Origin of the sequence: Eubacterium sp. AF34-35BH (genome assembly GCF_003477765.1) — a bacterium.
In the GTDB taxonomy this organism is placed as follows: domain Bacteria; phylum Bacillota; class Clostridia; order Lachnospirales; family Lachnospiraceae; genus Eubacterium_G.
Map to the genome: position 1 here is coordinate 150,822 of NZ_QUDZ01000003.1, position 23,000 is coordinate 173,821.

Annotated in this window: 19 protein-coding genes; 3 read left to right on the forward strand and 16 right to left on the reverse strand. The window is 32.2% G+C overall.

Translation table 11 applies throughout. The annotated features are described in order from the left end of the window. Window positions 1–2: 2 nt before the first annotated feature. From DWZ69_RS04345 to argC, 12 genes are all read right to left on the reverse strand, one after another. Entirely contained in the window at window positions 3–917 is a 915-nt protein-coding gene (locus DWZ69_RS04345; protein ID WP_118436231.1) for a GerMN domain-containing protein, read from the reverse strand. Between the two features lie 10 nt (window positions 918–927). Further along, window positions 928–2,391: a HAMP domain-containing sensor histidine kinase gene (locus DWZ69_RS04350; RefSeq protein ID WP_158561042.1), complete on the reverse strand. Its 1,464-nt coding sequence runs from the start codon at window positions 2,389–2,391 to the stop codon at window positions 928–930. Window positions 2,392–2,395: 4 nt separating this feature from the next. Next, window positions 2,396–3,082 (reverse strand): response regulator transcription factor, encoded by a 687-nt coding sequence (locus DWZ69_RS04355; RefSeq protein WP_117998871.1) that lies wholly within the window; start codon window positions 3,080–3,082, stop codon window positions 2,396–2,398. A 26-nt stretch (window positions 3,083–3,108) separates the two neighbouring features. Then, the gene (locus DWZ69_RS04360; RefSeq protein WP_117998870.1) at window positions 3,109–3,720 is read right to left on the reverse strand and encodes a helix-hairpin-helix domain-containing protein; all 612 of its coding nucleotides are present in this window, start codon (window positions 3,718–3,720) and stop codon (window positions 3,109–3,111) included. 97 nt (window positions 3,721–3,817) lie between these two features. Beyond that, entirely contained in the window at window positions 3,818–4,246 is a 429-nt protein-coding gene (locus tag DWZ69_RS04365) for a DMT family transporter (RefSeq protein WP_117998869.1), read from the reverse strand. A gap of 138 nt (window positions 4,247–4,384) precedes the next feature. Then, window positions 4,385–5,704 carry an ATP-binding protein gene (locus DWZ69_RS04370; protein ID WP_243002558.1) on the reverse strand — a complete coding sequence of 440 codons (1,320 nt, stop codon included), beginning with the start codon at window positions 5,702–5,704 and terminating at the stop codon, window positions 4,385–4,387. A gap of 109 nt (window positions 5,705–5,813) precedes the next feature. Beyond that, window positions 5,814–6,497, reverse strand: a complete 684-nt coding sequence (locus DWZ69_RS04375; protein WP_117998868.1) for a response regulator transcription factor — start codon at window positions 6,495–6,497, stop codon at window positions 5,814–5,816. Window positions 6,498–6,559: 62 nt separating this feature from the next. Next, entirely contained in the window at window positions 6,560–8,215 is a 1,656-nt protein-coding gene (locus DWZ69_RS04380) for a Na/Pi cotransporter family protein (RefSeq protein ID WP_117998867.1), read from the reverse strand. A 248-nt stretch (window positions 8,216–8,463) separates the two neighbouring features. Beyond that, window positions 8,464–9,645 (reverse strand): aspartate aminotransferase family protein, encoded by a 1,182-nt coding sequence (locus DWZ69_RS04385; RefSeq protein ID WP_118436233.1) that lies wholly within the window; start codon window positions 9,643–9,645, stop codon window positions 8,464–8,466. A 32-nt stretch (window positions 9,646–9,677) separates the two neighbouring features. Continuing rightward, window positions 9,678–10,592 carry an acetylglutamate kinase gene (gene argB / locus DWZ69_RS04390; protein ID WP_117998865.1) on the reverse strand — a complete coding sequence of 305 codons (915 nt, stop codon included), beginning with the start codon at window positions 10,590–10,592 and terminating at the stop codon, window positions 9,678–9,680. Window positions 10,593–10,724: 132 nt separating this feature from the next. Further along, complete coding sequence (gene argJ / locus DWZ69_RS04395; protein ID WP_117998864.1) at window positions 10,725–11,954, reverse strand: bifunctional glutamate N-acetyltransferase/amino-acid acetyltransferase ArgJ; 1,230 nt, start codon at window positions 11,952–11,954, stop codon at window positions 10,725–10,727. Between the two features lie 255 nt (window positions 11,955–12,209). After that, a complete protein-coding gene (argC, locus tag DWZ69_RS04400; protein WP_117998863.1) occupies window positions 12,210–13,250 on the reverse strand; it encodes an N-acetyl-gamma-glutamyl-phosphate reductase in 1,041 nt (346 codons plus the stop codon). Between the two features lie 360 nt (window positions 13,251–13,610). On the opposite strand from argC, the gene DWZ69_RS04405 reads away from it, so the two are divergent. Continuing rightward, window positions 13,611–14,834 (forward strand): argininosuccinate synthase, encoded by a 1,224-nt coding sequence (locus tag DWZ69_RS04405; RefSeq protein WP_022164794.1) that lies wholly within the window; start codon window positions 13,611–13,613, stop codon window positions 14,832–14,834. Between the two features lie 77 nt (window positions 14,835–14,911). Here the strand turns inward: DWZ69_RS04405 and DWZ69_RS04410 are convergent, their stop codons facing one another. From DWZ69_RS04410 to DWZ69_RS04425, 4 genes are all read right to left on the reverse strand, one after another. Continuing rightward, entirely contained in the window at window positions 14,912–15,505 is a 594-nt protein-coding gene (locus tag DWZ69_RS04410) for a hypothetical protein (protein ID WP_117998862.1), read from the reverse strand. Window positions 15,506–15,864: 359 nt separating this feature from the next. After that, window positions 15,865–16,059, reverse strand: a complete 195-nt coding sequence (locus DWZ69_RS04415) for a hypothetical protein (RefSeq protein ID WP_117998861.1) — start codon at window positions 16,057–16,059, stop codon at window positions 15,865–15,867. Between the two features lie 10 nt (window positions 16,060–16,069). Further along, on the reverse strand, window positions 16,070–17,350 hold the full coding sequence (locus tag DWZ69_RS04420; RefSeq protein WP_118436235.1) for a hypothetical protein: 1,281 nt from the start codon (window positions 17,348–17,350) through the stop codon (window positions 16,070–16,072). Window positions 17,351–17,772: 422 nt separating this feature from the next. Then, window positions 17,773–19,437: an alpha-glucosidase gene (locus DWZ69_RS04425; RefSeq protein ID WP_117998859.1), complete on the reverse strand. Its 1,665-nt coding sequence runs from the start codon at window positions 19,435–19,437 to the stop codon at window positions 17,773–17,775. Between the two features lie 299 nt (window positions 19,438–19,736). On the opposite strand from DWZ69_RS04425, the gene DWZ69_RS04430 reads away from it, so the two are divergent. Both DWZ69_RS04430 and DWZ69_RS04435 read left to right on the forward strand, forming a co-directional pair. After that, complete coding sequence (locus tag DWZ69_RS04430) at window positions 19,737–20,237, forward strand: GtrA family protein (RefSeq protein WP_022164792.1); 501 nt, start codon at window positions 19,737–19,739, stop codon at window positions 20,235–20,237. Continuing rightward, complete coding sequence (locus DWZ69_RS04435; RefSeq protein ID WP_158561041.1) at window positions 20,215–22,941, forward strand: YfhO family protein; 2,727 nt, start codon at window positions 20,215–20,217, stop codon at window positions 22,939–22,941. The genes DWZ69_RS04430 and DWZ69_RS04435 overlap by 23 nt, the downstream gene beginning before the upstream one ends. Window positions 22,942–23,000: the final 59 nt, after the last annotated feature.

A 23,000-nucleotide genomic window follows, 5' to 3' on the forward strand; every position in this document is an offset into this window, starting at 1 on the left:
TTCTATTTAATTAAATCTAAATTTCTTATAAATGGCTGCTCTAAAGAAATTTCCTCATTGTACTTAATTGAAGTTTCACCTCTAACACTTATCTGAACCTTATGAACTTTATCAAGTTCCGATAGTGAATTAACAATAGAATAAATAACAACTTTAGGTGCCACCTGATTTCGTTCTGTTAAGAAATTACTGTCAAAGTCTACATAACAGATACTGTTCGCTGTAACAACGCTTAATATCTTAATTTGGGAAGACAAAGTTCCTACAAATCCTTTTCTGGAAGGACCTTTAATCAGCTGTTCAACAATGTATCTTTCCTTTGTTTTATTTCCATATTTAACATTTTTTAATTTATATTCTTTTAATGCTGTCCCTTTTTCATTAGAAAAATATAAAATAAAATCCTGTTTATCCTGCTTATTGTTTCCTAAATCTGATACAAAATCAGAAGCATTCATTGCATTTAAATACTTTCCGTCTTTTCCTGTACATGGTTTTCCTTCTACAGTAAATGCAACGTACTCAACTGACTTTAACTGTATAAGACTTAAAACAACTGAAGACCTAAGCAGCAGTTCTCTTTTAGAACTTAAGTCATAATATTTCTTACTAAAATCTATTTTCACTACTCCGTCTAAAAAGTCATAGCCGTTTACCTTTACACTTTTTGGTATTGCACTTTTATAATTCTGCTCTTTTCCCTGAGTAGTTAAGCAATCAAGTATTTCACCAATACTTTGAATTGTACTTTTATTTTTCAGGTTATGTTGTTCAGTTGCAACTGTATTTTCACTTTTTGAAACGTAGTAAACCGACAAACCTGATTTTTTCTTTTCTTCATTATTGCCACAGGCAACAAACAAAGATGCAACCATACTTAACATTACGGTAATAATTAAAATTCTTGTAGTTTTCATTTTTACACCCTTATACAATATATTTAAGCGGAATTCTTACAATAAATGTTGTTCCCTCTCCTTCTTTACTATGAATCTTAATTGATCCATGATGCTTGAGAACAATATCTTTTGTAATAGCCAAACCTAAACCTGTTCCACCGGTCTCTCTGGCTCTTGCCTTATCCACTCTAAAGAATCTTTCAAAAACTCTTTCCTGATCTTCCTCTGCAATACCAATACCTGTATCAATTACCTTTAGGTAAAAATACTGATGGTCTGAATTAAGTGAAACTGTAACCGTCCCATCCGTATTGTTATATTTTATTGCATTTTCAACTAAGTTAGTTGCAACGCTTGCAAATTTTATCTCATCTACATCGGCAATAACTGGTCTGAAACTTTCAAATACAAGCTCGATGTTTTTATTTTCAGCAATAGGTTTTAGTCGTTTTAATACAGTCTCTAATATTTCATTGATATTTACAGTTGAAATATTAAGTTCTACATCCGGCTTTTCCATTTTAACCAAACTTAACAAATCGGTTATAATGTCATTTTCCCTGTCAATTTCCTTACAAATATCACCTAAAAATTCCTGATATAATTCTTCAGGCATCCCCTGATTTCCAATTAAGGATTCTGCCAACACCTTCATTGATGTAATCGGTGTCTTTAACTCATGGGAAACATTTGAAACAAATTCCTGTCTTGTTTTATTTTGTGCTTTCATTCTATCTACATAATGAGAGAAATCTTCTGTTATTTTCGTTATTTCAGGATATTTACTCTTATTTTCATCATGTGTATGACCATGTGTAATTCTCTTAATTGAACCGTACATTTCCTTAATCGGTCTGTTAAACGCTACCGAACAAATCCATGCCATAATAAGTGCAAAAACAGCAACTAACGAATCTGCAATTGCTGCAAATCTGTCAACTGTTTTTCTATAGCTTTGTACATCCTCCATAGAATATCTGATATACAAAACACCTATAATGCTTGACTTGTTATTAACTATATTATTTGAAACATTAACGCTTATAATCAAAGGCTGGGCAAATTCAACATATTTACCTTTTTTGCTGTTAATAAATATGCTTTTTCCCTCCATTGCCTTGATTACATTCTCAGCAACACTTGTTTTTCCAACTGCACTGTTGTCTGTATCTTCAACAATAACATACTGGCTGTTAATAATCTGTACTCTACAGTTATGTTCCCCTGCAAGCTGTGCTATTTGAGTTTCTATAACCTTAGACTGGTTATTTTTTTCTAAATAACCCTCACTTACTATGCTATTTTTTAGCATGGAGTTGTTTATTTTAAATCGTTCTATCTTCTTATCACTATAAGAGTCTACCGATAAATTTACCAATACAATACTAACAATTATTGTTGGTATCATTATTAGTAAAGACACCGATATAAATATCTTAAATCTTAAGCTTCTTAATAAATTAATTATTTTTTTTAACCACTTTTTTTCCATTGTTCTATCCCTGGAAGTAATAACCCATGCCCCACTTTGTATGAACATACTCTGGTTTTGCAGGGTTTTCTTCTATTTTTTCTCTTAATCTTCTTACATTAACATCTACAGTTCTCGCATCTCCCGGATACTTTGTACCCCAAATTAAAGTAAGCAACTGTTCTCTTGAATAAATCTTGCCGGGATTTTCAGCTAAAAGTTTTAAAATATCAAACTCTTTTACAGTAAGTCTTATTTCCTTTTCATCTATGTACAGACGTTTTGCATCTATATCTAATTTCATGCTACCTGACACAATTACTTTTGGTTCTTCCTGTACTGTAGGAGTTTTTCTGCGATTACGTCTTATAATCGCTTTAATTCTTGCTTTCACTTCAAGAATGTTAAAAGGCTTAGTGATATAATCATCTGCTCCATATTCAAGTCCTAAAATCTTATCCATATCCTCGCCTTTTGCTGTAAGCATAATTATTGGAACATCTGAAAATTCCCTAACCTGCTGACAAACCTGATATCCGTCAAATACAGGTAACATTAGATCTAAAAGCATAATGTCATATTCTTTATCTCTTGCCTTATCTATGGCTTCCTGTCCGTCATAGGCACAATCCACTTCATATCCGTCCTGCTCAAGACTAAATTTCAGTCCTTTAACAATTAACTTTTCATCATCTACCACTAAAGCCTTCATTTTATTTCTCTCCTACTATCTATATCCTATACGGTAATTAAATCTTCAATATTGGAATAGGTTGAGTCGCCTATACCTGATACATTTTTAATGTCTTCTTTTGAAGAAAAACTACCATTCTCTTCTCTATATTTTATAATTGCTGCCGCCTTTGAGTTTCCAATTCCAGGCAACTTGGTTAATTCACTTTCCCTTGCCGTATTTATGTTAATCAGACTGCTATTTATATCCTGATTTTCGCTTAAACTATCATTAGTTTCACCAGATATGCTTTTCTTTGAAAGACTCTTTTTGTATTCTTTCTTAGACATTACATAAATATTTTGAGCATCTACAACTGTTTCTGCTAAATTAATGTTGTTTTTCTTAGCATTCTTCGTTAAACCGCCGGCTTTCTTAATTGCCTTATAAGCTCTGTCACCATTCTTCAATTTATACACACCCGGATACTTAACCTGTCCGTTAACATATACGTATATATTATCATTTTTTGTTTCCTGTTTTTTGCTACCTGATTCTAACACACTTTCGTTAGAACTTTCACCGGATAATTGCACCGAATTATCCTTTCCACAGCCAACAAAAAAAGAACATGTTGCAAGTACAACTGTTATCATAATAATTATTTTATTTGCCATTCATTCTCCTTTCGGAGCTTCCCTACGAACGCTACTCTAATTGTACAAAAATAAACAATACTTATCAACTGACTTTTTTAACAATTTTAAAATTGAATTACCTGTGAAAAATAAAAATTCCCACAATTGCAACTAAGGCACCAACCAATTTGCTCCACTGGAAAGGTACTTTGTCTACGCCAAACAGACCGAACAGCTCAATTAAATATGCAACAATTATCTGAGATATAACAATAATAAGCACAGCTTTTGCCGGACCTAAACTGTTCATACCTTTTATAACTGTCATTGTTATAAAAGCACCTATAACGCCTCCTAAAAGCATGTACTTATTTTCAACATGAAACATCCCCATTACATTTTGTTTTCCTGTAACAAACCATGCAATTACGCAAACTAAAAAAGCAGTTAGCTGAACCCACGAATTTGCTGCCCACATACTACTGCTTTTTGTTATTCCCGTATTAAAAACCCCTTGTATACTCATTAACGCACCTGATATTAATGCAATAATAAATCCCCACATAACTTCCTCCTAAAAAACTTTTTCTTTAGGATTTCCAAATATGTAACTTTTATGCAATTTAAAAAATCTTCTTCAAAGACCATGGGACCTATTCTTAACGCAATGCAGGAATGGGGCGACATCACTTTTTCTTTTCAGTTAAAAAATCACAGAAATTGTAGTTCCTTCATTTATATAACTTTCTATTTTTATTTCTGCGTTGTGTTGTTCTGCTATATGTTTTACTATTGCAAGTCCAAGACCTGTACCACCTGTTTTCTTTGACCTTGCCTTGTCAACACGATAAAATCTTTCAAATATGTGCTGTTGCTCTTTTTCAGGTATACCAATACCGTTATCCCTAACCTGAAGAATAATGTTGTCTTTCTCTCTAAATACTGATACCCAAACATTTCCTTCCGGCTTGTTGTATCTAATAGCATTATCACAAAGATTATAAATAATTTCCTGTATCATATCCTGATTTGCATCAATTACACAGCCATCTTCACACTTATCCAATGAAATATTAACATTATGCTTTTCTGCATTCATTTGAAGTATTTCCACACAATTAACCACTTCATCTGTAAGACTTACTTTAGTTTTTGACATTTGACCATTCATAACATCAAGTTCTGAAAGTTCAATAATATCATTAATCAAAGACAACAGTCTTAATGAGCTCTTATGAATTTCACCGGCAAATCTACATATATCCTCTTCCTTTGCCATACCTGTTTCAATCAACTCTGCGTAGCCCGAAATTGATGCCAAAGGTGTTTTTAATTCATGAGAAACGTTTGCCGTAAAATCCTGTCTCATATTAGCACTCTTTTTCAAGGCTTTATGCTGACTGTGTATCTTATTTAAAAACGGCTTAATTTCCTCGTAAGTTTCTGTTACTTCTTCCTCATCCATATTTTGAGCAAGCTGTTCTATGGGTTCTACCAATCTCTTTGCAAGAAGCTTTGATACGATAAAACAGATTATTGCTACCAATAAAAGTTCCATTATTAATATTGGTAAAATCTTAAAAATAAACTGCCAGACACTTACTACTTCTTTTGCCACACGAAGAATCTGACCATTCTCCAGCTTCTCGGCATAGTAGTAGGTTGTCTTGTCTAAGGTATCAGACTTTCTTGTTGCCTCACCATGTCCATGCTCTAATGCCTCTTTAATTTCAGGTCGGTTTACATGGTTATCCATAGTTCCAATATCTGCATTACTGTCGTATAAAACGTCGCCCTTTGTATCAATAACCGTTATTCTTAAATTATCAATCCTGGGATCAAAATCTTTTTCAACATACTGCAAAACAGCTTCTGTTGTATTAAGAATATGGACGTGTGTTTTCAAATCTTCCATAACCTGTTCACTAAACAAATTATAAAAGGTAAACACTGTAACACTCATTGTAAAAAGCATCATTATTACTGATACTAACGTCATTCTAATATAGATTTTTCTTTTCATCTTATCCTCTTTTTCTATACACTGTTGTAATTAAATATTGTTTATGATTCCGGATAGAACTAATTTTTCACCTGTTCACATTCTACCACTTTAATTATTACAGGTATATCTACTTTTCCTTTTTATAATTTAAAGTGTAACCAACATTTCTAACAGTTTGAACTAATGCACCCTTGTCACCTAATTTCTTTCTTAAAGTCTTAATGTGCATGTCTAAAGTTCTTGATTCTCCTTCGTAATCAATTCCCCATACTCTGTCAAGGATTCTGCCTCTTTGAAGGACAATACCCCAATTTTGCATAAGGTATTTTAATAATTCAAACTCCTTATATGTTAAATCACACTGCTTACCATCTACAGTTACCTTATGTTTTGCATCATTAAGAACAATCCCCTCAAATTCCAGTGATGTTTCAACAGAAAGATTAGCTCTTCTAAGCATTGCCTTTACTCTTGAAATAAGCTCCATTACACCAAAAGGCTTTGTCATGTAGTCATCCGCTCCCTGGTCAAGACCTTTTACTTTGTCCATTTCAGATGATTTGGCAGTAACCATAATAACCGGTATGGAAGCTGTTTCAGGATGTTCCCTTAAATCTTTTACAAGGGATAAGCCATCTCTGTCAGGAAGCATAATATCCATAATAATTAAATCCGGATATTTATTTTCCATTTTTTTATCGAAATCCTTGGCATTTGAAAATGTATAAACTTCAAAGCCTGAATTTTTCAATGCAAACTCTTCGATTTCAGCTATATTCTTGTCATCTTCAACTATATATATTTTCTGCATGTATTTTCTCCTTATCGAAAAAAATGGGCACGTTTCCATGCCCATTTTCGTTAGTATCTTTTCTAGTTTATTTTCTTTTCAGATAAAATAGAAAATGCAATATTTACAGCATGATCTGCAATTCTTTCGTAACCAATTACTAAATCAGTAAACACAAGTCCTGATTCAATTGAGCATTTTCCGCCTGCCATTCTCTTAACATGACCTTCCTGACAATCAATTTTCATCTGATCTATAACATCTTCTAAACGGTCAACTTCATCAAATTTTGATTTATCTTCATTTACAAAGATTTCAACTGCCTTCTCGTATATTTCCATAACTTTCTCATACATAGTAAGCATTTCGTCTCTGCCTTCTTTAGAGAACTCGATTTTCTGATTCTTCTCTTTCAAGGCATCATCCATAATATTAACTGCATGGTCGCCGATTCTTTCAACGTCAATTACTACATGGAAAAGTCCACCTAATCTTTCTTTATCCTTAAGTGGTAAACCGTATCTGTTAGCATCAACCATGTATTCAGTAATACCATGACTTAAAAAGTCTATATATTTTTCTCTGGCATATACTTCCTTATATGTTGAAAATTCCTTGTCAATTAAGGCTTTTGATGATTCTTCTAAGTTAATCTTAACCATGTCAGCCATACGCTGAATTTCCTGAACAACTTCAACCACAACAGTAGTTGGGTTTGTAAGACCTGATTTTCCAATATACTTTAATACCATCTCGTCTTCATCCTGCTCTTCACCAGATCTAGAATGAATAACCTTCTTGGATAACTTAACAAGTAAGTTAGAACATGGTAATAAAATAATACACTGGAATACCTTAAATATTGTATCTGCATTTGCTACAAAACGCTTATCTGTTCCACTAATTGAATTAATCAAATTAACAATTGGTTCTGAAGCAAAGATTAAAATAGCACCAATTACAACTAATCCTACAACATTAAACATTACATGGATAAAAGCTGTTCTTTTTGCTTTTCGGTTTGCATTCATTGCTGCCATAACCGCTGGCATACATGAACCAATATTTGCACCTAAAATAAAATATAAACATGCAAGATAATCTGTTCCACCTGTTACCGGATCAATAATAATATTTGAACCTGCCAACAATACAAGCACACTGACTGTTACTGATGAACTCTGAAGAATTGATGTAAAAATCAATCCTACAAGCACTGATATTATTGGGTTAGTTAAATATCCAAACACATTCATTAATTCAGGTATTTCCTTAATTCCATGAAGTGCTTCTGTCATAAAATTAATTCCTAAAAATAATGAACCGAAACCAAAAATAACGGCTGCGATTTTCTTTAACATTGGTTTCTTACAAAATGATAATATTGCCGCACCAATGAAAATAATAAATGGTGCCACTGCTGTAAGTTTCAATGAAACAAGCTGTGATGTAATTGTTGTACCAATATTCGCACCAAATGTAATTCCTACAGATTGTTCCAAAGTCATGATACCGGCATTAACAAAACCAACTTCCATAACGGTTGTTGCACCGGATGACTGGATAAACGCTGTGAATAAAGCACCACATACAACAGCTATATATTTATTTCTTGTACAACGGTCCAAAATGGTTCTTAACCTACCACCTGCCGCCTGCTGTAAGCTGTCGCTCATATACTTCATTCCAAAAAGGAATAGTGCCAATCCACTAAGCAATTGTGTAATTAATACATACATTTTCTTTCTCCCATAAATTTTATTATCTGAACATAGTTCATTTTAATCATATAAATTTATAAGTTTTCCGTAAACCACCTTAACAATCTAATGTAAAGTCTATGTAAAATTTTATCACAGTTTTTACAAAAAACAAAACTTTTTTTACAATATTGCAATTTTTGTAAAAACAATTCAATTTAACAAAGAAAAAGCAATCCGATGACACAAACCTGCCACCAAATTGCTAAATCAGTCAAATTATAATTTTATAAACATTTACGTAAAATAGTAATCATTTCGTCAACCTGCTCTTTTGTTATAATAAGCGGTGGCAACATTCTAAGAACATTTCCCCCTGCTGATATAACAAAAAGTCCGTTTTCAATTGCTTTTGCAATTGTATCGCCTACAGGTGTCTCAAGAACAAGTCCCTGCATCATGCCTTTTCCACGTCTTCCTTTTACGTTGTCGAAATCTTCTACAATTTTGTCTAACTGCTCTTCTAAATATGCACCAACAACTTTTACGTTATCTAAAACATTTTCTTTTTCATAAATATCAAGGACTGTTGATACAGCCTGTGTTGCTAATGGATTGCCACCATACGTTGTTCCATGGTCGCCCGGAACTAAAGAGTTACAGCATTTCTTGCCGGCAATAAATGCACCTACAGGTACACCACAGCCAAGTCCTTTTGCTGAAGCAATAATATCCGGTACTACATCATAATTTTGGAAAGCAAACATTTTTCCGGTTCTACCCATACCACACTGCACTTCGTCACAAATCATAATTATGTCTTTTTCTGTACATAACTCTCTTATGCCTTCAATAAATTCTTTTGTTGCAGGATAAATTCCACCTTCACCCTGTAGTGGTTCCAAAATAATTGCACAGGTTTTATCATTTACTAATTCTTTTACACTGTCTAAATTATTATATTCTGCAAATTTAATGCCACCAATCATAGGCCCAAAAGGTTTCTGATAATGTTCATTTCCTGTAAGTGCCAATGAACCCATTGTTCTACCATGGAAAGAATGATTCATTGCAATCACTTCATGATTTGCATGACCGTCTCTGTCATAAGCATATCGTTTTGCCATTTTTAAAGCACCTTCAATAGCTTCTGCACCACTGTTTGTAAAGAACACTTTTTCAAGCCCTGCTGCCTTAACAATTTTTTCAGCAGCTTCTATAGATGGTATATTGTAAAATAAATTAGATGTATGAGTTATTTTGTCAATCTGATTCTTTAAGGCTTCTTTGTAAACTTCATTGCCATAGCCTAAACTACATACGCCAATTCCTGATGCAAAATCTAAATATTTCTTTCCATTTACATCATAAATATAAGCCCCTTCTGCTTTATCAATAACTACTTTAAATCTATTATAAGTATGTACAAAATATTGTTCTGCCTTGTCCATATACTCTGTATCTTTCATATTTTCACCCAAAACCTTTCTTTTAATCTAAATTATTTATTAAAGAATTTTGTCTGTTCATCGCCTAAAATTGCTGTTCCAACACCCTTGTTTGTAAAGATTTCCAAAAGAATACTATGAGGGATTCTTCCGTCAAGGATATGAACTCTTGAGACACCATTTTTTATTGCATCCATACAGTTTCTAATCTTTGGTAACATACCACCTACGATTATACCGTCTTCAATTAACTTTTCTGCTTCTGAAACTGTCATTTCAGAAATTACCGTACTGCTGTCATCTTTATCCATATAAACACCTTCAGTGTCTGTTAAAAACGCAAGTTTTTCAGCCTTTACTGCCTCTGCAATAGCACTTGCAGCATCATCAGCGTTAATGTTATAGCCATGGAAATCTTCATCTAAACCAATAGGACATACAATTGGTAAGAAATCATCTTCAAGTAATTCAAGAAGTATATCTTCATTAACGTGTGTAACTTCACCTACATATCCAATATCTTCGCCCTCTGATAATTTTTTCTTTACAGTGAGAAGTCTACCGTCTTTACCACTAATACCAATGGCACGAACGCCTAACTGTTCTACTATCTGAACTAATTTCTTATTTACACTGTTAAGAACCATTTCAGCAGCTTCTAATGTGTCCTCATCTGTTACTCTAAGTCCGTTAATAAACTTAGTGTCCATTCCAAGTCTGTCAATATGACGGCTGATTGCCTTACCGCCTCCATGAACAATAATAGGTTTAAAACCTACTAATTTAAGAAGTGTAATATCCTGAATAACACTCTTCATAAAGTTTTCATCAAACATTGCACTACCGCCATATTTTACAACAATAATTTTTCTGTTAAATCTTTGAATATAAGGTAATGCTTCAATAAGAACATCTCCTTTTTCAATCCATTTATCCATATCAAGTTGCTGCTGTCCCTTCATTATCATAGCTTCTCTCTCCTTTTCTTTACCTAATCTGCATATTTATTATCAGTCCTGTTGTGGCTCAATGTCTTTTTTCAATATTGTATAAGCACAAGTTGATAAAACATTTTGACACTATAATTATATTTATTATTTTTAACTTCTGTAGTCAGCGTTAATGCTTACATATTCATGTGTTAAATCACAGCCCCAGGCTGTAGCTTCTGCCTCTCCCATTTTCATGTCACATATAGCTGTAACATAGTTTTCTGACAAAATTTCTGTAGCTTTTTCTTCGCTGTAATCTGTTGCCATTCCATTTTCAACTATCTTTAACTTACCTGCTTTACTTTCAAAATAAATATCTACTGTGTCAGGATTAATTTTTGCACTTGAATAACCAAGAGCACATAAAATTCTTCCCCAGTTAGCATCATGTCCGTAAATAGCAGCCTTTGTTAAACTTGATGTAATAACTGATTTTGCAAGTGTAACTGCCTGTTCTTTAGAACTTCCGTTAACGATTTTCACTTCAAATAAAGCTGTTGCCCCTTCGCCATCACCAGCAATTTTCTTTGACAAAAATACATTAACATTATGTAATGCTTCTACAAATTTATAGTAATCGTCATTTTTTTCTGTAATTTTGTCATTACCTGATAAACCGTTTGCTAACAATAAAACAGTGTCGTTTGTTGAAGTATCTCCATCAACAGAAATCATGTTAAATGTATCCTTAATGTCTTCTTTCAAAGCCTCTGTTAAAAGTTCCTTTGAAATATTAATATCTGTAGTAATAAAACCTAACATTGTACACATATTAGGATGAATCATTCCTGAACCTTTGCACATGCCACCAATAGTACATTTCTTACCACCGATTTCTACTTCGTAGGCAATTTCCTTTGGAACTGTATCTGTTGTCATAATGGCTAATGCTGCATTATGACCTCCGTCAACTGTGTCATTTAATTCAGGCACAAGCATTTCAATGCCTTTTGTGATTTTCTCCATAGGAAGCTGGGCACCAATTACACCTGTTGACGCAACTAATACTTCATCTTTACCTACATTTAAAGCTGTAGCTGTAGCTTCTGCCATGTCTTCGCAATATTTCATTCCCTCAGCCCCTGTGCATGCATTTGCCACTCCGCTGTTGCAAACTACGGCATGTACAAAATCACTGTTTTCTACTATATTATTGTCCCATTTTACAGGGGCAGCTTTAACCTGATTTGTTGTAAAAGTACCTGCTGCAACGCATGGTTCTTTACTATAAATCATAGCCATGTCTTTCTTTTCTGTATTACCTTCTTTAATGCCGACTCTAAGACCATATGCACTAAAGCCTTTTGCAGCTGTAACGCCGCCATCTATTACTTTCATTGTTTTCCTCCTAAAAATTTTCAACTTCAATTCCTTCTACAACAAGATGTTATCCATCTGAAAGGGAACTTAATAACATTATCGAAAGCCCGCTCCCGCTGCGTCCGCCTCGTAGCGGTTCTATCAAGCCGACTTTGCTGCCTTGATGAACCGACGGGCTACCAGCGCTTTCTTTTTAATGTTATTAAGTTTCCTTTCAGTTGTTTGCAAGCGAGCTTGCAACACCTTTTTTCTTATGCCTGGTAGAATTATGTTCTATGGGAACATTGGTACTTGTTGTAAGCCTTCGCTTTCCGGTAATCCAAATAGTATGTTCATGTTTTGAACTGCCTGACCGGCTGCTCCTTTGATTAAGTTATCAAGAGCTCCCATCATTACAATTCTGTTTGTTCTTTCATCAATCTTGAAGCCTACATCAACGAAGTTACTGCCTTCAACCCAACGTGTTTCAGGTGTTTCGTCTTTATTTAATACTCTGATGAAGAATTCGTCTCCGTAGTATTTGTCGTAGGCTGCCTTTACTTCTTCATAAGAAACAGGCTTCTTTAAATTAGCATATGCAGTTACTAATATTCCTCTTTGCATTGGTACTAAATGTGGAGTAAAGTTAATCATTACTTCCTCACCTGCTGCATAGCTTAACTGTTCTTCAATTTCAGGTGTGTGTCTGTGTGTTGTTACACCGTATGCTTTGATGTTTTCATTTACTTCGCAGAATAAGTTTGGAACTTTTGCTCCACGGCCTGCTCCTGAAGTTCCTGACTTTGCATCAACAATAATTGACTTAGGATCAATTAAGCCTTCTTTTACCATTGGGTAAATTGAAAGGATACTGCATGTTGTATAGCAACCCGGATTTGCAATAATTCTTGCACCTTTTACTTTGTCTCTATTAATTTCGCAAAGTCCATATACAGCTTCTTCTATAAACTGTGGGCTTTGGTGTTTGATGCCATACCATTTTTCGTAAGTTGCAACATCTTTAATTCTAAAGTCTGCACTTAAATCTATAATTTTTACCTTATTTAATATTTCTTCATTAACTAATGAACCACATAAGCCCTGTGGTGTTGCTGTAAAAATAACATCTACAGCTTCTGCTAATTCTTCCATATTATCTTCTAAACATTTTGCATCAACAATCTGAAACATATTTCTAAATACTGATGCGTAATCCTGATCAACATAACTTCTTGAGCCAAACCATACAACTTCAGCTTCTTTATGCTGCATAATTAATCTTACAATTTCTACTCCTGCATATCCTGTAGCGCCAATAATTCCAACCTTGATCATAATTTCCTCCTATATATAAGCAGTCAAATCTATTAATCTAACCTATTATAATAATGAAATATAATATTGAACCTATTCATTTTATAATAATGAAGCTCTTCATTTCATTATGTGTTAATAGTGTTTTTCAGCCATAAAATATGGTATTTATGGACCTGTTTAATTTTATAATCATATTACATAAAATACAAGGGATTTTACTGCAATGTAGAAATTATACACCTATTATGTATAATATGCAAGTTTTCTTTAAGTTTTATGCATAATTATACATAAATTTATATTTTTTCTTGCATTTTATGCATTATTGATGTATAGTAACTCGTGGAAAGAATATATATTATATGGAGGATTAATATTATGGCAAAGGAAAAAGTTATTTTAGCTTATTCAGGTGGTCTTGATACAACTGCTATCATCCCTTGGCTAAAAGAAAATTATAATTATGATGTTGTTTGCTGTTGCATCAACTGTGGACAGGGCGAAGAATTAGATGGTCTTGAAGAAAGAGCTAAATATTCAGGTGCTGCAAAATTATACATTGAAGACATTACAGATGAGTTTTGTGATGACTACATTGTACCTTGTGTACAGGCAGATGCAGTTTATGAAAATAAATATTTACTTGGTACTGCTATGGCTAGACCTGGTATTGCTAAGAAATTAGTTGAAATTGCAAGAAAAGAAGATGCTGTTGCAATTTGTCATGGTGCTACAGGAAAAGGTAATGACCAGATTCGTTTCGAACTTGGAATTAAGGCTCTTGCTCCTGACATTAAGATTATCGCTCCTTGGAGAGATGACAAATGGAACATGGATTCAAGAGAAGCTGAAATTGAATATTGTAAGGCTCATGGAATTGATCTTCCATTTGGTACAGACCAGAGCTACAGCCGTGACAGAAACTTATGGCACATTAGTCATGAAGGATTAGAATTAGAAAATCCTGCAAACGAACCAAACTATGAACATCTTTTAATGTTAGGTGTTTCTCCAGAAAAGGCTCCTGACGAAGGTGAATATGTAACAATGACATTTGAAAAGGGTGTTCCAACATCTGTTAATGGTAAAAAAATGAAAGTATCTGACATTGTTCGTGAATTAAACAGACTTGGTGGAAAACATGGTATTGGTATTATTGATATTGTTGAAAACCGTGTTGTTGGTATGAAGTCTCGTGGTGTTTATGAAACTCCAGGTGGAACAATTCTTATGGAAGCTCACAGACAGCTTGAAGAATTAGTTCTTGATCGTGCCACAATGGAAACAAAGAAAGATATGGGCAACAAATTAGCTCAGATTGTTTACGAGGGTAAATGGTTTACACCACTTCGTGAAGCTATACAGGCATTTGTTGAATCAACACAGGAATACGTTACAGGTGAAGTTAAATTCAAACTTTACAAAGGAAACATCATCAAAGCCGGAACTACTTCTCCATATTCATTATACAGTGAAAGCCTTGCATCATTTACAACAGGTGATTTATATGACCACCATGATGCTGAAGGATTCATCACATTATTTGGCTTACCACTAAAGGTTAGAGCTATGATGAAGAAAGAAAACGGACTTCAGAAATAATTGAATTTTATTTGATTAAAATATTTAACATAATAAATGGTCTCCTATGAAATTTCATAAGAGACCATTTATTATATTTATTCATTTTCTTCAGCAGTTTGATCTTCCTTTATAAATTTCTCGAAAGCCACTACTAATTTTTCTGATATTTCTTCATTATTTAAAATATCATCTATTGATATCCAATGCTTATTTGCCAATTGTTCTTTAATTTTATTTTTATCTTTATTTTCAAAATACTCAATAGGATCAAACCAATTACGTGAATTAAAAATCAACGCAGTTCTATCAGCATTTGTTTGACATCTTCCCTTAATATCTTTAAGTATAACATTTGGAGATGTTGTTTTGCTATTATTTGTAACATATCCTTTTGTAAACGATATTCTTCCAATTTGTGAATGACAATTACCACTTTTATAATCAATTTCACTCTTGAACAAATTAATTATGTACTCTTTTCCATTGTAATTGGTCTGTATCCACATATACATTCTTCTGTCATTATCGCTCCTTGAGTTCAAGCCACATCCTCTCCCCCCTTTCTTTTCTACACTCATGTACCTTGAATTGTAACCTTTTAGTTTATCAACTATTTTTTTTCGGGCTTCGTTTAATAAATCTATTTGCTTATCTAATACCTCCATATAACTGTTTTCTTTAGTGTTCATTTGCACTCCTCCTTATTAATATTATATCCATAATATTAAACAAAATTTAAGATAAAGAATCTCTTAATTTCTGAGATTCATAAGTAGCTACATAATCAGCGAATAAATTTCCCCAAACATCTTCTTTTTCCATAGAACTATCTTTTCCATGACCTCTAACATGTTTAAATTTAACTTCTATATTTCTTTCATTTAATTCTTTTATATAATCAGAAATTTTATCAGCTGTTACATAATTGATACTTTCAGATAGATTAAAACTTAGAGGATCTTTTAAATAACCATTAATAATCTGAATAGATGTTAAACTATCAGTTACTATTTCAACTTCTATTTCGTTATCTAAAATTTTAACTCTTTTATTTGTTAAATATTTTAACTCTTTTATTTGTTAAATATTTTAATAGATCTCTAATGGCAAAAATTTCAGCATTAATATTGGAACCACCAATTTGTGAACTAGAAGCAAGAACTCCTAATTCACAAACAGCACTCCATCCTATAATGAAATCTTCTTTACCATTGATCCTTGATCCATCAGTATAAAATTTCATATAGTTCTCCTTATTTATAAATCTTTTCAATACGACCTTCTTCAACTATAACCCCATTTTTGTCAGCCATACAAATGTATCCAGTATTTCTTTTATATGATATAATCCATTTTACTACAGGAACATAATTATATTCTTTAACTCCATATAATGATCTATCACCCCAAGTGCAACTCCAATCTCTTGATTTTCCCCAACGTTTTGATACATATTTTGGAGCATAAAATTTACATTTCTGACCATCCCATTCAAATTTTTCTTTAAATCTGCCTTTTTCAATTTTTGTTGATTTACCAACAACTGTCATCTGATCTCTTGATGTCCAAGAAGAATATTTTTTACTATTACCATTCTTTACATAACTTCTTACTTGAACAAAATAATTACCACTTTTAAGTTTCTTTGATGTAAATTTATTACTTTTTTGAGTTTTTGTTTTCCATCCTTTTTTAGATGCTGATTTACCCCATTTAAGAGTTGATTTTTTGTATCTAAATTCATATCCATCACATTTAACTTTTTTGCAAGTAACTTTAATTTTCTTATTTTTAACTTTAACTTTTGATAATTTAGGACTTATAGCCTTAATTTTAAATGTAATAGTTTTTGATCCATAATATGGAGTTTTTCCTTTAATTGTTATACTTGCTTTACCAGATTTAATGTTATTTTTATAAGTTACTGTATAATATTTAGGATCAAGTTTAGTTTCTGCTTTTGTTCCATTTAAATTTTCTGAATAAACATGTATTGAAGGCTTAATTTCTTTTCCTATATAATTATAGTTATTTTTTAATCCAGAAATTCTACAATTATAATTAAAATCTTTTAATTCTGATTTGTGTTCTGTAGTTGGTTCTTCAGTTGGATTTTCTTTTTCATACTGATTTTTTGATATTTCTTTTATTTCTAATGTTAATGAAGGACTATATCCATCTGTATTTTTATTTGTTAATGTTATTTTATAATTTGTAAAATCATCTTTTTTAGCATTTTTAATTATTAAATTTTTATTATTTGAATAATATTCCCAACTTTTTTTATTTTTATTATATTTTTCCCATAATATTGTATAATTAGATAAATCAGGATTTTTGATTAATTCCATATTTTCATCTAAAAATATCATTTTAACTTCTAGATTTCCACCTAGATAAATGTTACTATTATCATAAGTCCCTATTTCATAAATATTTTTTAACTCTGTTGCTTTTACTTCTTTATAGTCACCAAAACTAATACCACAAATAGCAATTATCATTGCCAATACAAAACTTAAAATTCTCTTCATAATATTTTTCCTCTCTTTCTTTTAATAAAAATTAGTTAGTTTATTTATTTAAAACCTTTGTTTGTAAACAACACATGTCTTTTATTGTTTTACTGTTGTCAAACAAAAGTAATATTTTATAAGTATTTCTTTTATGAGTTGGAACAAATATAGACTATAATTAGCTTTTCAACTTTTTAATTATTCTATGAATATGTCTCAACAAATTAAAATTATATCACATACATTTTTGTAATAAAATACAGAAACTTCTTTTTATATGCAAAATAAGGCTGTCAAAATAATGTTTTAATTTTTTCTAAAAAAATTTCTATCAAAAACATTTTCTGACAGCCTTATACTATATAGCTATAACTATTATATTTCATAAATGTTCCATTTTAGCAAAACAACATTTAGCACAATATTTTTTGTAAACATTTCTATTCCATCACCAATGCCTGACAGCTTTTTATTACAAGCTGTTTTCCTAGTATCTCATATTCTTTCATATTATTAAGTAATACTTTCCATTTTTCCTTTTCCATATTTAGTGTTATTTCCTCTTTGCCAAAATTAGCAATTACTAATATTACCTTATCTTTAAGAATTCGTTTGTAGGCAAACACATAATCTTTGTCTGTAAAAACAGGTACTGTTTTACCATACACAAACAAATCTGAATATTCAGAATGTTTTCTTAGAGCAATCAATTTTTTATAATAACTCAGAACAGAATTTTCATCTTCTAACTGAGCAGCTACATTGCAATGTTTATACAGCGGATTAACTTTAAGCCATGGTGTACCTGTTGTAAATCCTGCATTTTTTTCATCTGACCACTGCATAGGAGTTCTTCCATTATCCCTACTGTGTTTGTAACAAATATCCATTGCCTCTTCTTTTGTTTTGCCTGCTTCAATTGCCAAATTATATTCATTTATTGTGTTAATATCATCATATTCAGATATGTCTTCAAATCTTGTATTAGTCATGCCTATTTCCTGTCCCTGATATATGAAAGGAATTCCACGTAACAAAACAATAATTGTCCCAAGCATTTTGGTGCCTTGGGCATTTCTTGCATGTTCAGGAAGATATCTGCTTGCCCCTCTTGGCTCGTCATGGTTTTCAATTATGTTTGACAAAAAGCCAACATTTTCACTTTCTTTTTGAGCATTAAAAATAGCATTTCTATATTGTTTAAATGTAAAATCAGGTGCATCATACCAGCCATGTTCACCAAAAGACAAACACTGAGCTGAAAAATCAAACATAGATGAGAAGTGACCGTTTTCTCCGATAAATTCTCCCAGTTCATCTTTTTTCATGTTAAACACTTCACCTACTGTAAACGCATCATGTTTTTCAAAAGTATTTTTCTTTAAATTTTCAAGCATGCTACCAATGCCTGTTGCGTGCTCTGCCACCTTGCCGGCATGTACCAGTCCGTCTTCACCGTCAGGCTCAAGATTTTCAAAATTCAAATCTTTTGCAATGTTAATAATGGCATCAATTCTAAAGCCTGAAACACCCTTATCAAGCCACCAGTTTATCATTTTATAAAGTTCATCTAAAACTTCTTTGTTGTACCAGTTTAAGTCCGGCTGTTCTTTTGCAAACATATGTAAATAATATAAATCCGTACCTTCAACCTTTTCCCAGGCACTTCCACCAAAGTATGAGCGATAGTTGCTTGGCGGATTACCGTCTTTTCCTTTTCTAAAATAAAAATAATCTCCATATTTTCCTGCTGGATTCTCTAATGCCTTCTTAAACCATTCATGTTTATCTGAACAATGATTAATAACCAAGTCCATAACAATGTGCATATCCCTGCTTTTTGCTTCTTCAAGCAATGTGTCAAAATCTTCCATTGTGCCAAACTTTTCATCTATTCTGTAATAATCCGAAATATCATAGCCCTGATCTACAAAAGGAGACTGATATATTGGAGAAATCCATATAATATCAATGCCTAATTCCTTTAAATAATCCAGCTTGTCAATTATGCCTTTAATATCACCAATTCCATCACCATTTGTGTCATTAAAACTCTTAGGATAAATCTGATATGCAACTTTGTTGTGCCACCACTTTCTTTCCATTATATTAACCTCCGTACATTTATAATTTTAATTTGTATAGTAATATTATTTCTTCCTTGGAAACGTTTCCATAATTACTATATATTATAAAATATTTTTAAAACTGGGTCAATTATATTATTTTTATATCCATACATTTTGCATTTTTGTCTATTATCTTTGTTTTTATTTACACTAATGGCAATTTATAGTAAAATATATAGGATTATGGACTAATTTACCCTAGCCCATAAAAGTCTAAAAATATAAACAAATTAAACTATTGAAAACCATTTATAATTTAAAAGGACAACAGACAAATGAAAGAAACTATAATTAGGTTAAGGGAATTTTTGTTGGCACATGTTAGTAACAAAAAATTACAGTCTTTAATTATAGGCTTGTTAAGCTACGAAATGGTATACTATATTTTTTTTGGTGCTGGTACTTTCATTATTGATATAGGTATTTTTTCATTAATAACTTCCTATGGATGTACTGCACTGATTTCAAATATAATCTCTACCATTTGTGCCATTGTTTTTGCTTATACTACTAACAAACTCTGGGTTTTTAAAAGTAAAACTCACGGATTTACTGAAGTATTTGCAGAATTTATGCGATTTGCTTATGTTAGATTTGCTACTTTAATTATGACTGAAATTATTCTGCTGATTAACGAAAAGCTAATTAACGGTAACAAATATTTAGCAAAACTAATCGCAATGATTATTACGATAATATTAAATTATGTGTTTAGTATATTATTTATTTTTAACAACAGAAAGGGGACTCATAATGAAATCCAAAAAACAGCATAATTTTTCATTAAAAACATGGTTTGACAACAACCGATTATACTTACTGGCATTTCTTATTCCGGTAGTATCAATGCTTGTCGTTTACGCAGTGAAGGGAGTTTTCCCATTTGGTGATGAAATGTACTTACGAAGCGACTGCTATCATCAGTACACACCTTATTTGGAAATACTTCAAAAGAAACTTCAAAGTGGTGGCAGCCTATTCTACACATGGGAAATTGGTGCCGGTATGAACTTTGTGGCAATTGCAGCCTACTATTTATCCAGCCCATTTAACTTACTTACAATTCTCTGGCCTACAAACATGGCTGATTTTGTAAACTTTTCAATTATTTTGAAAATGGGACTTGCAGGCTTTGCTACAACTTATTATCTTTCAAAAAGATTTAAGTCAAAAAACATTAACACTGTAATCTTTGGTATGTTTTACGCATTGTCAGCATATTTTGCAGCATTTAGCTGGAATATTATGTGGCTTGACTGTATGTGGATTCTTCCATTTATTATATTAGGTCTTGAAAGATTAGTAACACAAAAAAGATACAAGATGTACTGTTTAGCTCTCGCCTTTGGTATTTTTTCTAACTACTACATTGGTATTATGCTTTGTCTTTACAGTGTAATATATTTTGTATATCTTCTTTGTGTATCTGATTTTGACAGTGAAATCGGTGCTTTAAAAGCAAGACTTTTAGCTTTTAAGGATTTTGCAATATATTCAGTTTTAGGTGGTGGGCTTGCTGCTTGCATTATTCTTCCTGAGTATTTTAACATGCTTATTACTAAGTCAGCAGACACATCATTCCCTGAAGCTTTGGAAGAATATTTTTCAATGATGTATATGCTATTTAGATCACTTATTTGTGTTCCAATAGCTGATTTGAAATACCCACATGATCCTAACATCTATTGTGGTGTTGCAATGTTTATTTTAATACCACTATTTTGGTTATGCAAAAAAATTAGTAAAAAAGAACGTATCGGAAAAACAGTTATTGCTGTTATTATGTTATTAAGTTTTAGTTTCAATATTCCAAACTATATTTGGCATGGTTTACATTTTCCAAATAGTTTACCTTGTAGAGAATCATTCTTATATATTTTCTTAATTGTAACTATGGGATATGAAGCATTTACTCATATTAGGGAATTTAAGCCGGCACACATTATCGGTTCGGCAGGAGTATCTGTTGGTTTAATTTTACTTTTTGAAGAAATTTTCAAAAGTTCAGAATTATTTACAGATTTAGATATTAGTACAAACATGACACAAATTGCTTACTTAAGCATTTTGTTTATTGGTGCATACCTTGTAATCTTCTTCTGTTTCAGAAAATATCGTGACATGAAAGCGTTTTTCACATATTTACTTATTCTACTTGTATTCTGTGAATTGACTCTTAACATGACTGTTACAAGTATTCCAAGTACTTCTTCTAGAAGCGGCTACTATGAAGCAACAGAAGCTTATGATAAACTTAACGAAGTAGCCAAAAGCGATGCAAAGAAAGATAATTACAACTTCTTTAGAACAGAAGGCGAATACCATGCAACAAGAAATGATGGTGCAAGATTTGGGTACAACAGTATTTCAACATTCTCTTCTGTAGCATCAGCAGCTATGCAGGATTATTATGATGAGATTGGATTACAGACATCATTTAACGCATATTCATATTATGGTCATACTCCTCTTACTGCTGCTTTATCTGCAGTGAAATATGAATATACAACAGGAAATCCTACTTTGCCAAATTATATGACTTTACTAAGTCAGCAGTCATATAAAACTGTTAACGGACAGAGTTCACTTAAATTATACAAATATAATCAGACTCTTCCACTTGGATTTATGATGAATCTAAATACAGAAGCTAGTTGGAAAAAGAATACAGGCAATCCATTTGCTACACAGAATAATTTCATTAAGTCTGCTGTAAATGATGGTAAGAATATTTTCCACCAGCTTACATCATCTGAAGTCGGTAAATTTAGTGCTGAATACAGTTTAGAAAAAGGCGACAAATTTACTCCTTCAATAGACGAGAAAACAATGGATGTTTACTTCTTCTGTGTAACTTCATCAGAAACATTAACTGCTACAGTTACAGACGGTAGCATTATGGAAAACCAGAACGGTACACAGACATCTACTACAACAAAGACATTTTCTTCTACAAACCAGAATTATATCTGTCATTTAGGAAATGTAACACCTGGCTCAAAAATCACAATTACAGCCAGCGATAATCAGGCAATTAGTAGTTGTTATGCATACGCATTTGATAACGATGCCTGGTCATATGATTACCAATTATTAAATGCAAATCCATACACTGTATCAGAATACAGTGATACAAAAATTACAGGTACAGTAACTTCAGAAGAACAGGGTATTATGTATACTTCTATTCCTTACGACAAAGGTTGGAGCGTATATGTAGATGGCATTGAAAGTGCCATTACCCCTATTTGTGATGGTGCTCAAATCGGTGTTTTAGTTGATTCAGGTACACATGAGGTAACATTTAAGTATAAACCACAGGGTCTTGGAAGTGGTATTTTAATCAGTATGCTTTCACTTCTTGTATTCCTTGGCTTAACTTTCAAAGATAAGATTTTAGCTAAGTTTTCAAAGGGTACTGTAAAGAAAGTTCAGGTAGCTAAACCTGTTGAAATTAGCGATGAAAGTGATAATAAATAGATGAAAGTGATGATGAATAATTATCGTTATCAATAATATCTATAGAAAACCAAAAAGAA

Excerpts from the sequence above, each read along its gene's own strand:
- DWZ69_RS04345 (WP_118436231.1), bottom strand. The coding sequence starts at position 917 with ATGAAAACTACAAGAATTTTAATTATTACCGTAATGTTAAGTATGGTT.
- DWZ69_RS04350 (WP_158561042.1), bottom strand. The coding sequence starts at position 2,391 with ATGGAAAAAAAGTGGTTAAAAAAAATAATTAATTTATTAAGAAGCTTA.
- DWZ69_RS04355 (WP_117998871.1), bottom strand. The coding sequence starts at position 3,082 with ATGAAGGCTTTAGTGGTAGATGATGAAAAGTTAATTGTTAAAGGACTG.
- DWZ69_RS04360 (WP_117998870.1), bottom strand. The coding sequence starts at position 3,720 with ATGGCAAATAAAATAATTATTATGATAACAGTTGTACTTGCAACATGT.
- DWZ69_RS04365 (WP_117998869.1), bottom strand. The coding sequence starts at position 4,246 with ATGTGGGGATTTATTATTGCATTAATATCAGGTGCGTTAATGAGTATA.
- DWZ69_RS04370 (WP_243002558.1), bottom strand. The coding sequence starts at position 5,704 with ATGAAAAGAAAAATCTATATTAGAATGACGTTAGTATCAGTAATAATG.
- DWZ69_RS04375 (WP_117998868.1), bottom strand. The coding sequence starts at position 6,497 with ATGCAGAAAATATATATAGTTGAAGATGACAAGAATATAGCTGAAATC.
- DWZ69_RS04380 (WP_117998867.1), bottom strand. The coding sequence starts at position 8,215 with ATGTATGTATTAATTACACAATTGCTTAGTGGATTGGCACTATTCCTT.
- DWZ69_RS04385 (WP_118436233.1), bottom strand. The coding sequence starts at position 9,645 with ATGAAAGATACAGAGTATATGGACAAGGCAGAACAATATTTTGTACAT.
- argB (WP_117998865.1), bottom strand. The coding sequence starts at position 10,592 with ATGATAATGAAGGGACAGCAGCAACTTGATATGGATAAATGGATTGAA.
- argJ (WP_117998864.1), bottom strand. The coding sequence starts at position 11,954 with ATGAAAGTAATAGATGGCGGCGTTACAGCTGCAAAAGGCTTTAGTGCA.
- argC (WP_117998863.1), bottom strand. The coding sequence starts at position 13,250 with ATGATCAAGGTTGGAATTATTGGCGCTACAGGATATGCAGGAGTAGAA.
- DWZ69_RS04405 (WP_022164794.1), top strand. The coding sequence starts at position 13,611 with ATGGCAAAGGAAAAAGTTATTTTAGCTTATTCAGGTGGTCTTGATACA.
- DWZ69_RS04410 (WP_117998862.1), bottom strand. The coding sequence starts at position 15,505 with ATGAACACTAAAGAAAACAGTTATATGGAGGTATTAGATAAGCAAATA.
- DWZ69_RS04415 (WP_117998861.1), bottom strand. The coding sequence starts at position 16,059 with ATGAAATTTTATACTGATGGATCAAGGATCAATGGTAAAGAAGATTTC.
- DWZ69_RS04420 (WP_118436235.1), bottom strand. The coding sequence starts at position 17,350 with ATGAAGAGAATTTTAAGTTTTGTATTGGCAATGATAATTGCTATTTGT.
- DWZ69_RS04425 (WP_117998859.1), bottom strand. The coding sequence starts at position 19,437 with ATGGAAAGAAAGTGGTGGCACAACAAAGTTGCATATCAGATTTATCCT.
- DWZ69_RS04430 (WP_022164792.1), top strand. The coding sequence starts at position 19,737 with ATGAAAGAAACTATAATTAGGTTAAGGGAATTTTTGTTGGCACATGTT.
- DWZ69_RS04435 (WP_158561041.1), top strand. The coding sequence starts at position 20,215 with ATGAAATCCAAAAAACAGCATAATTTTTCATTAAAAACATGGTTTGAC.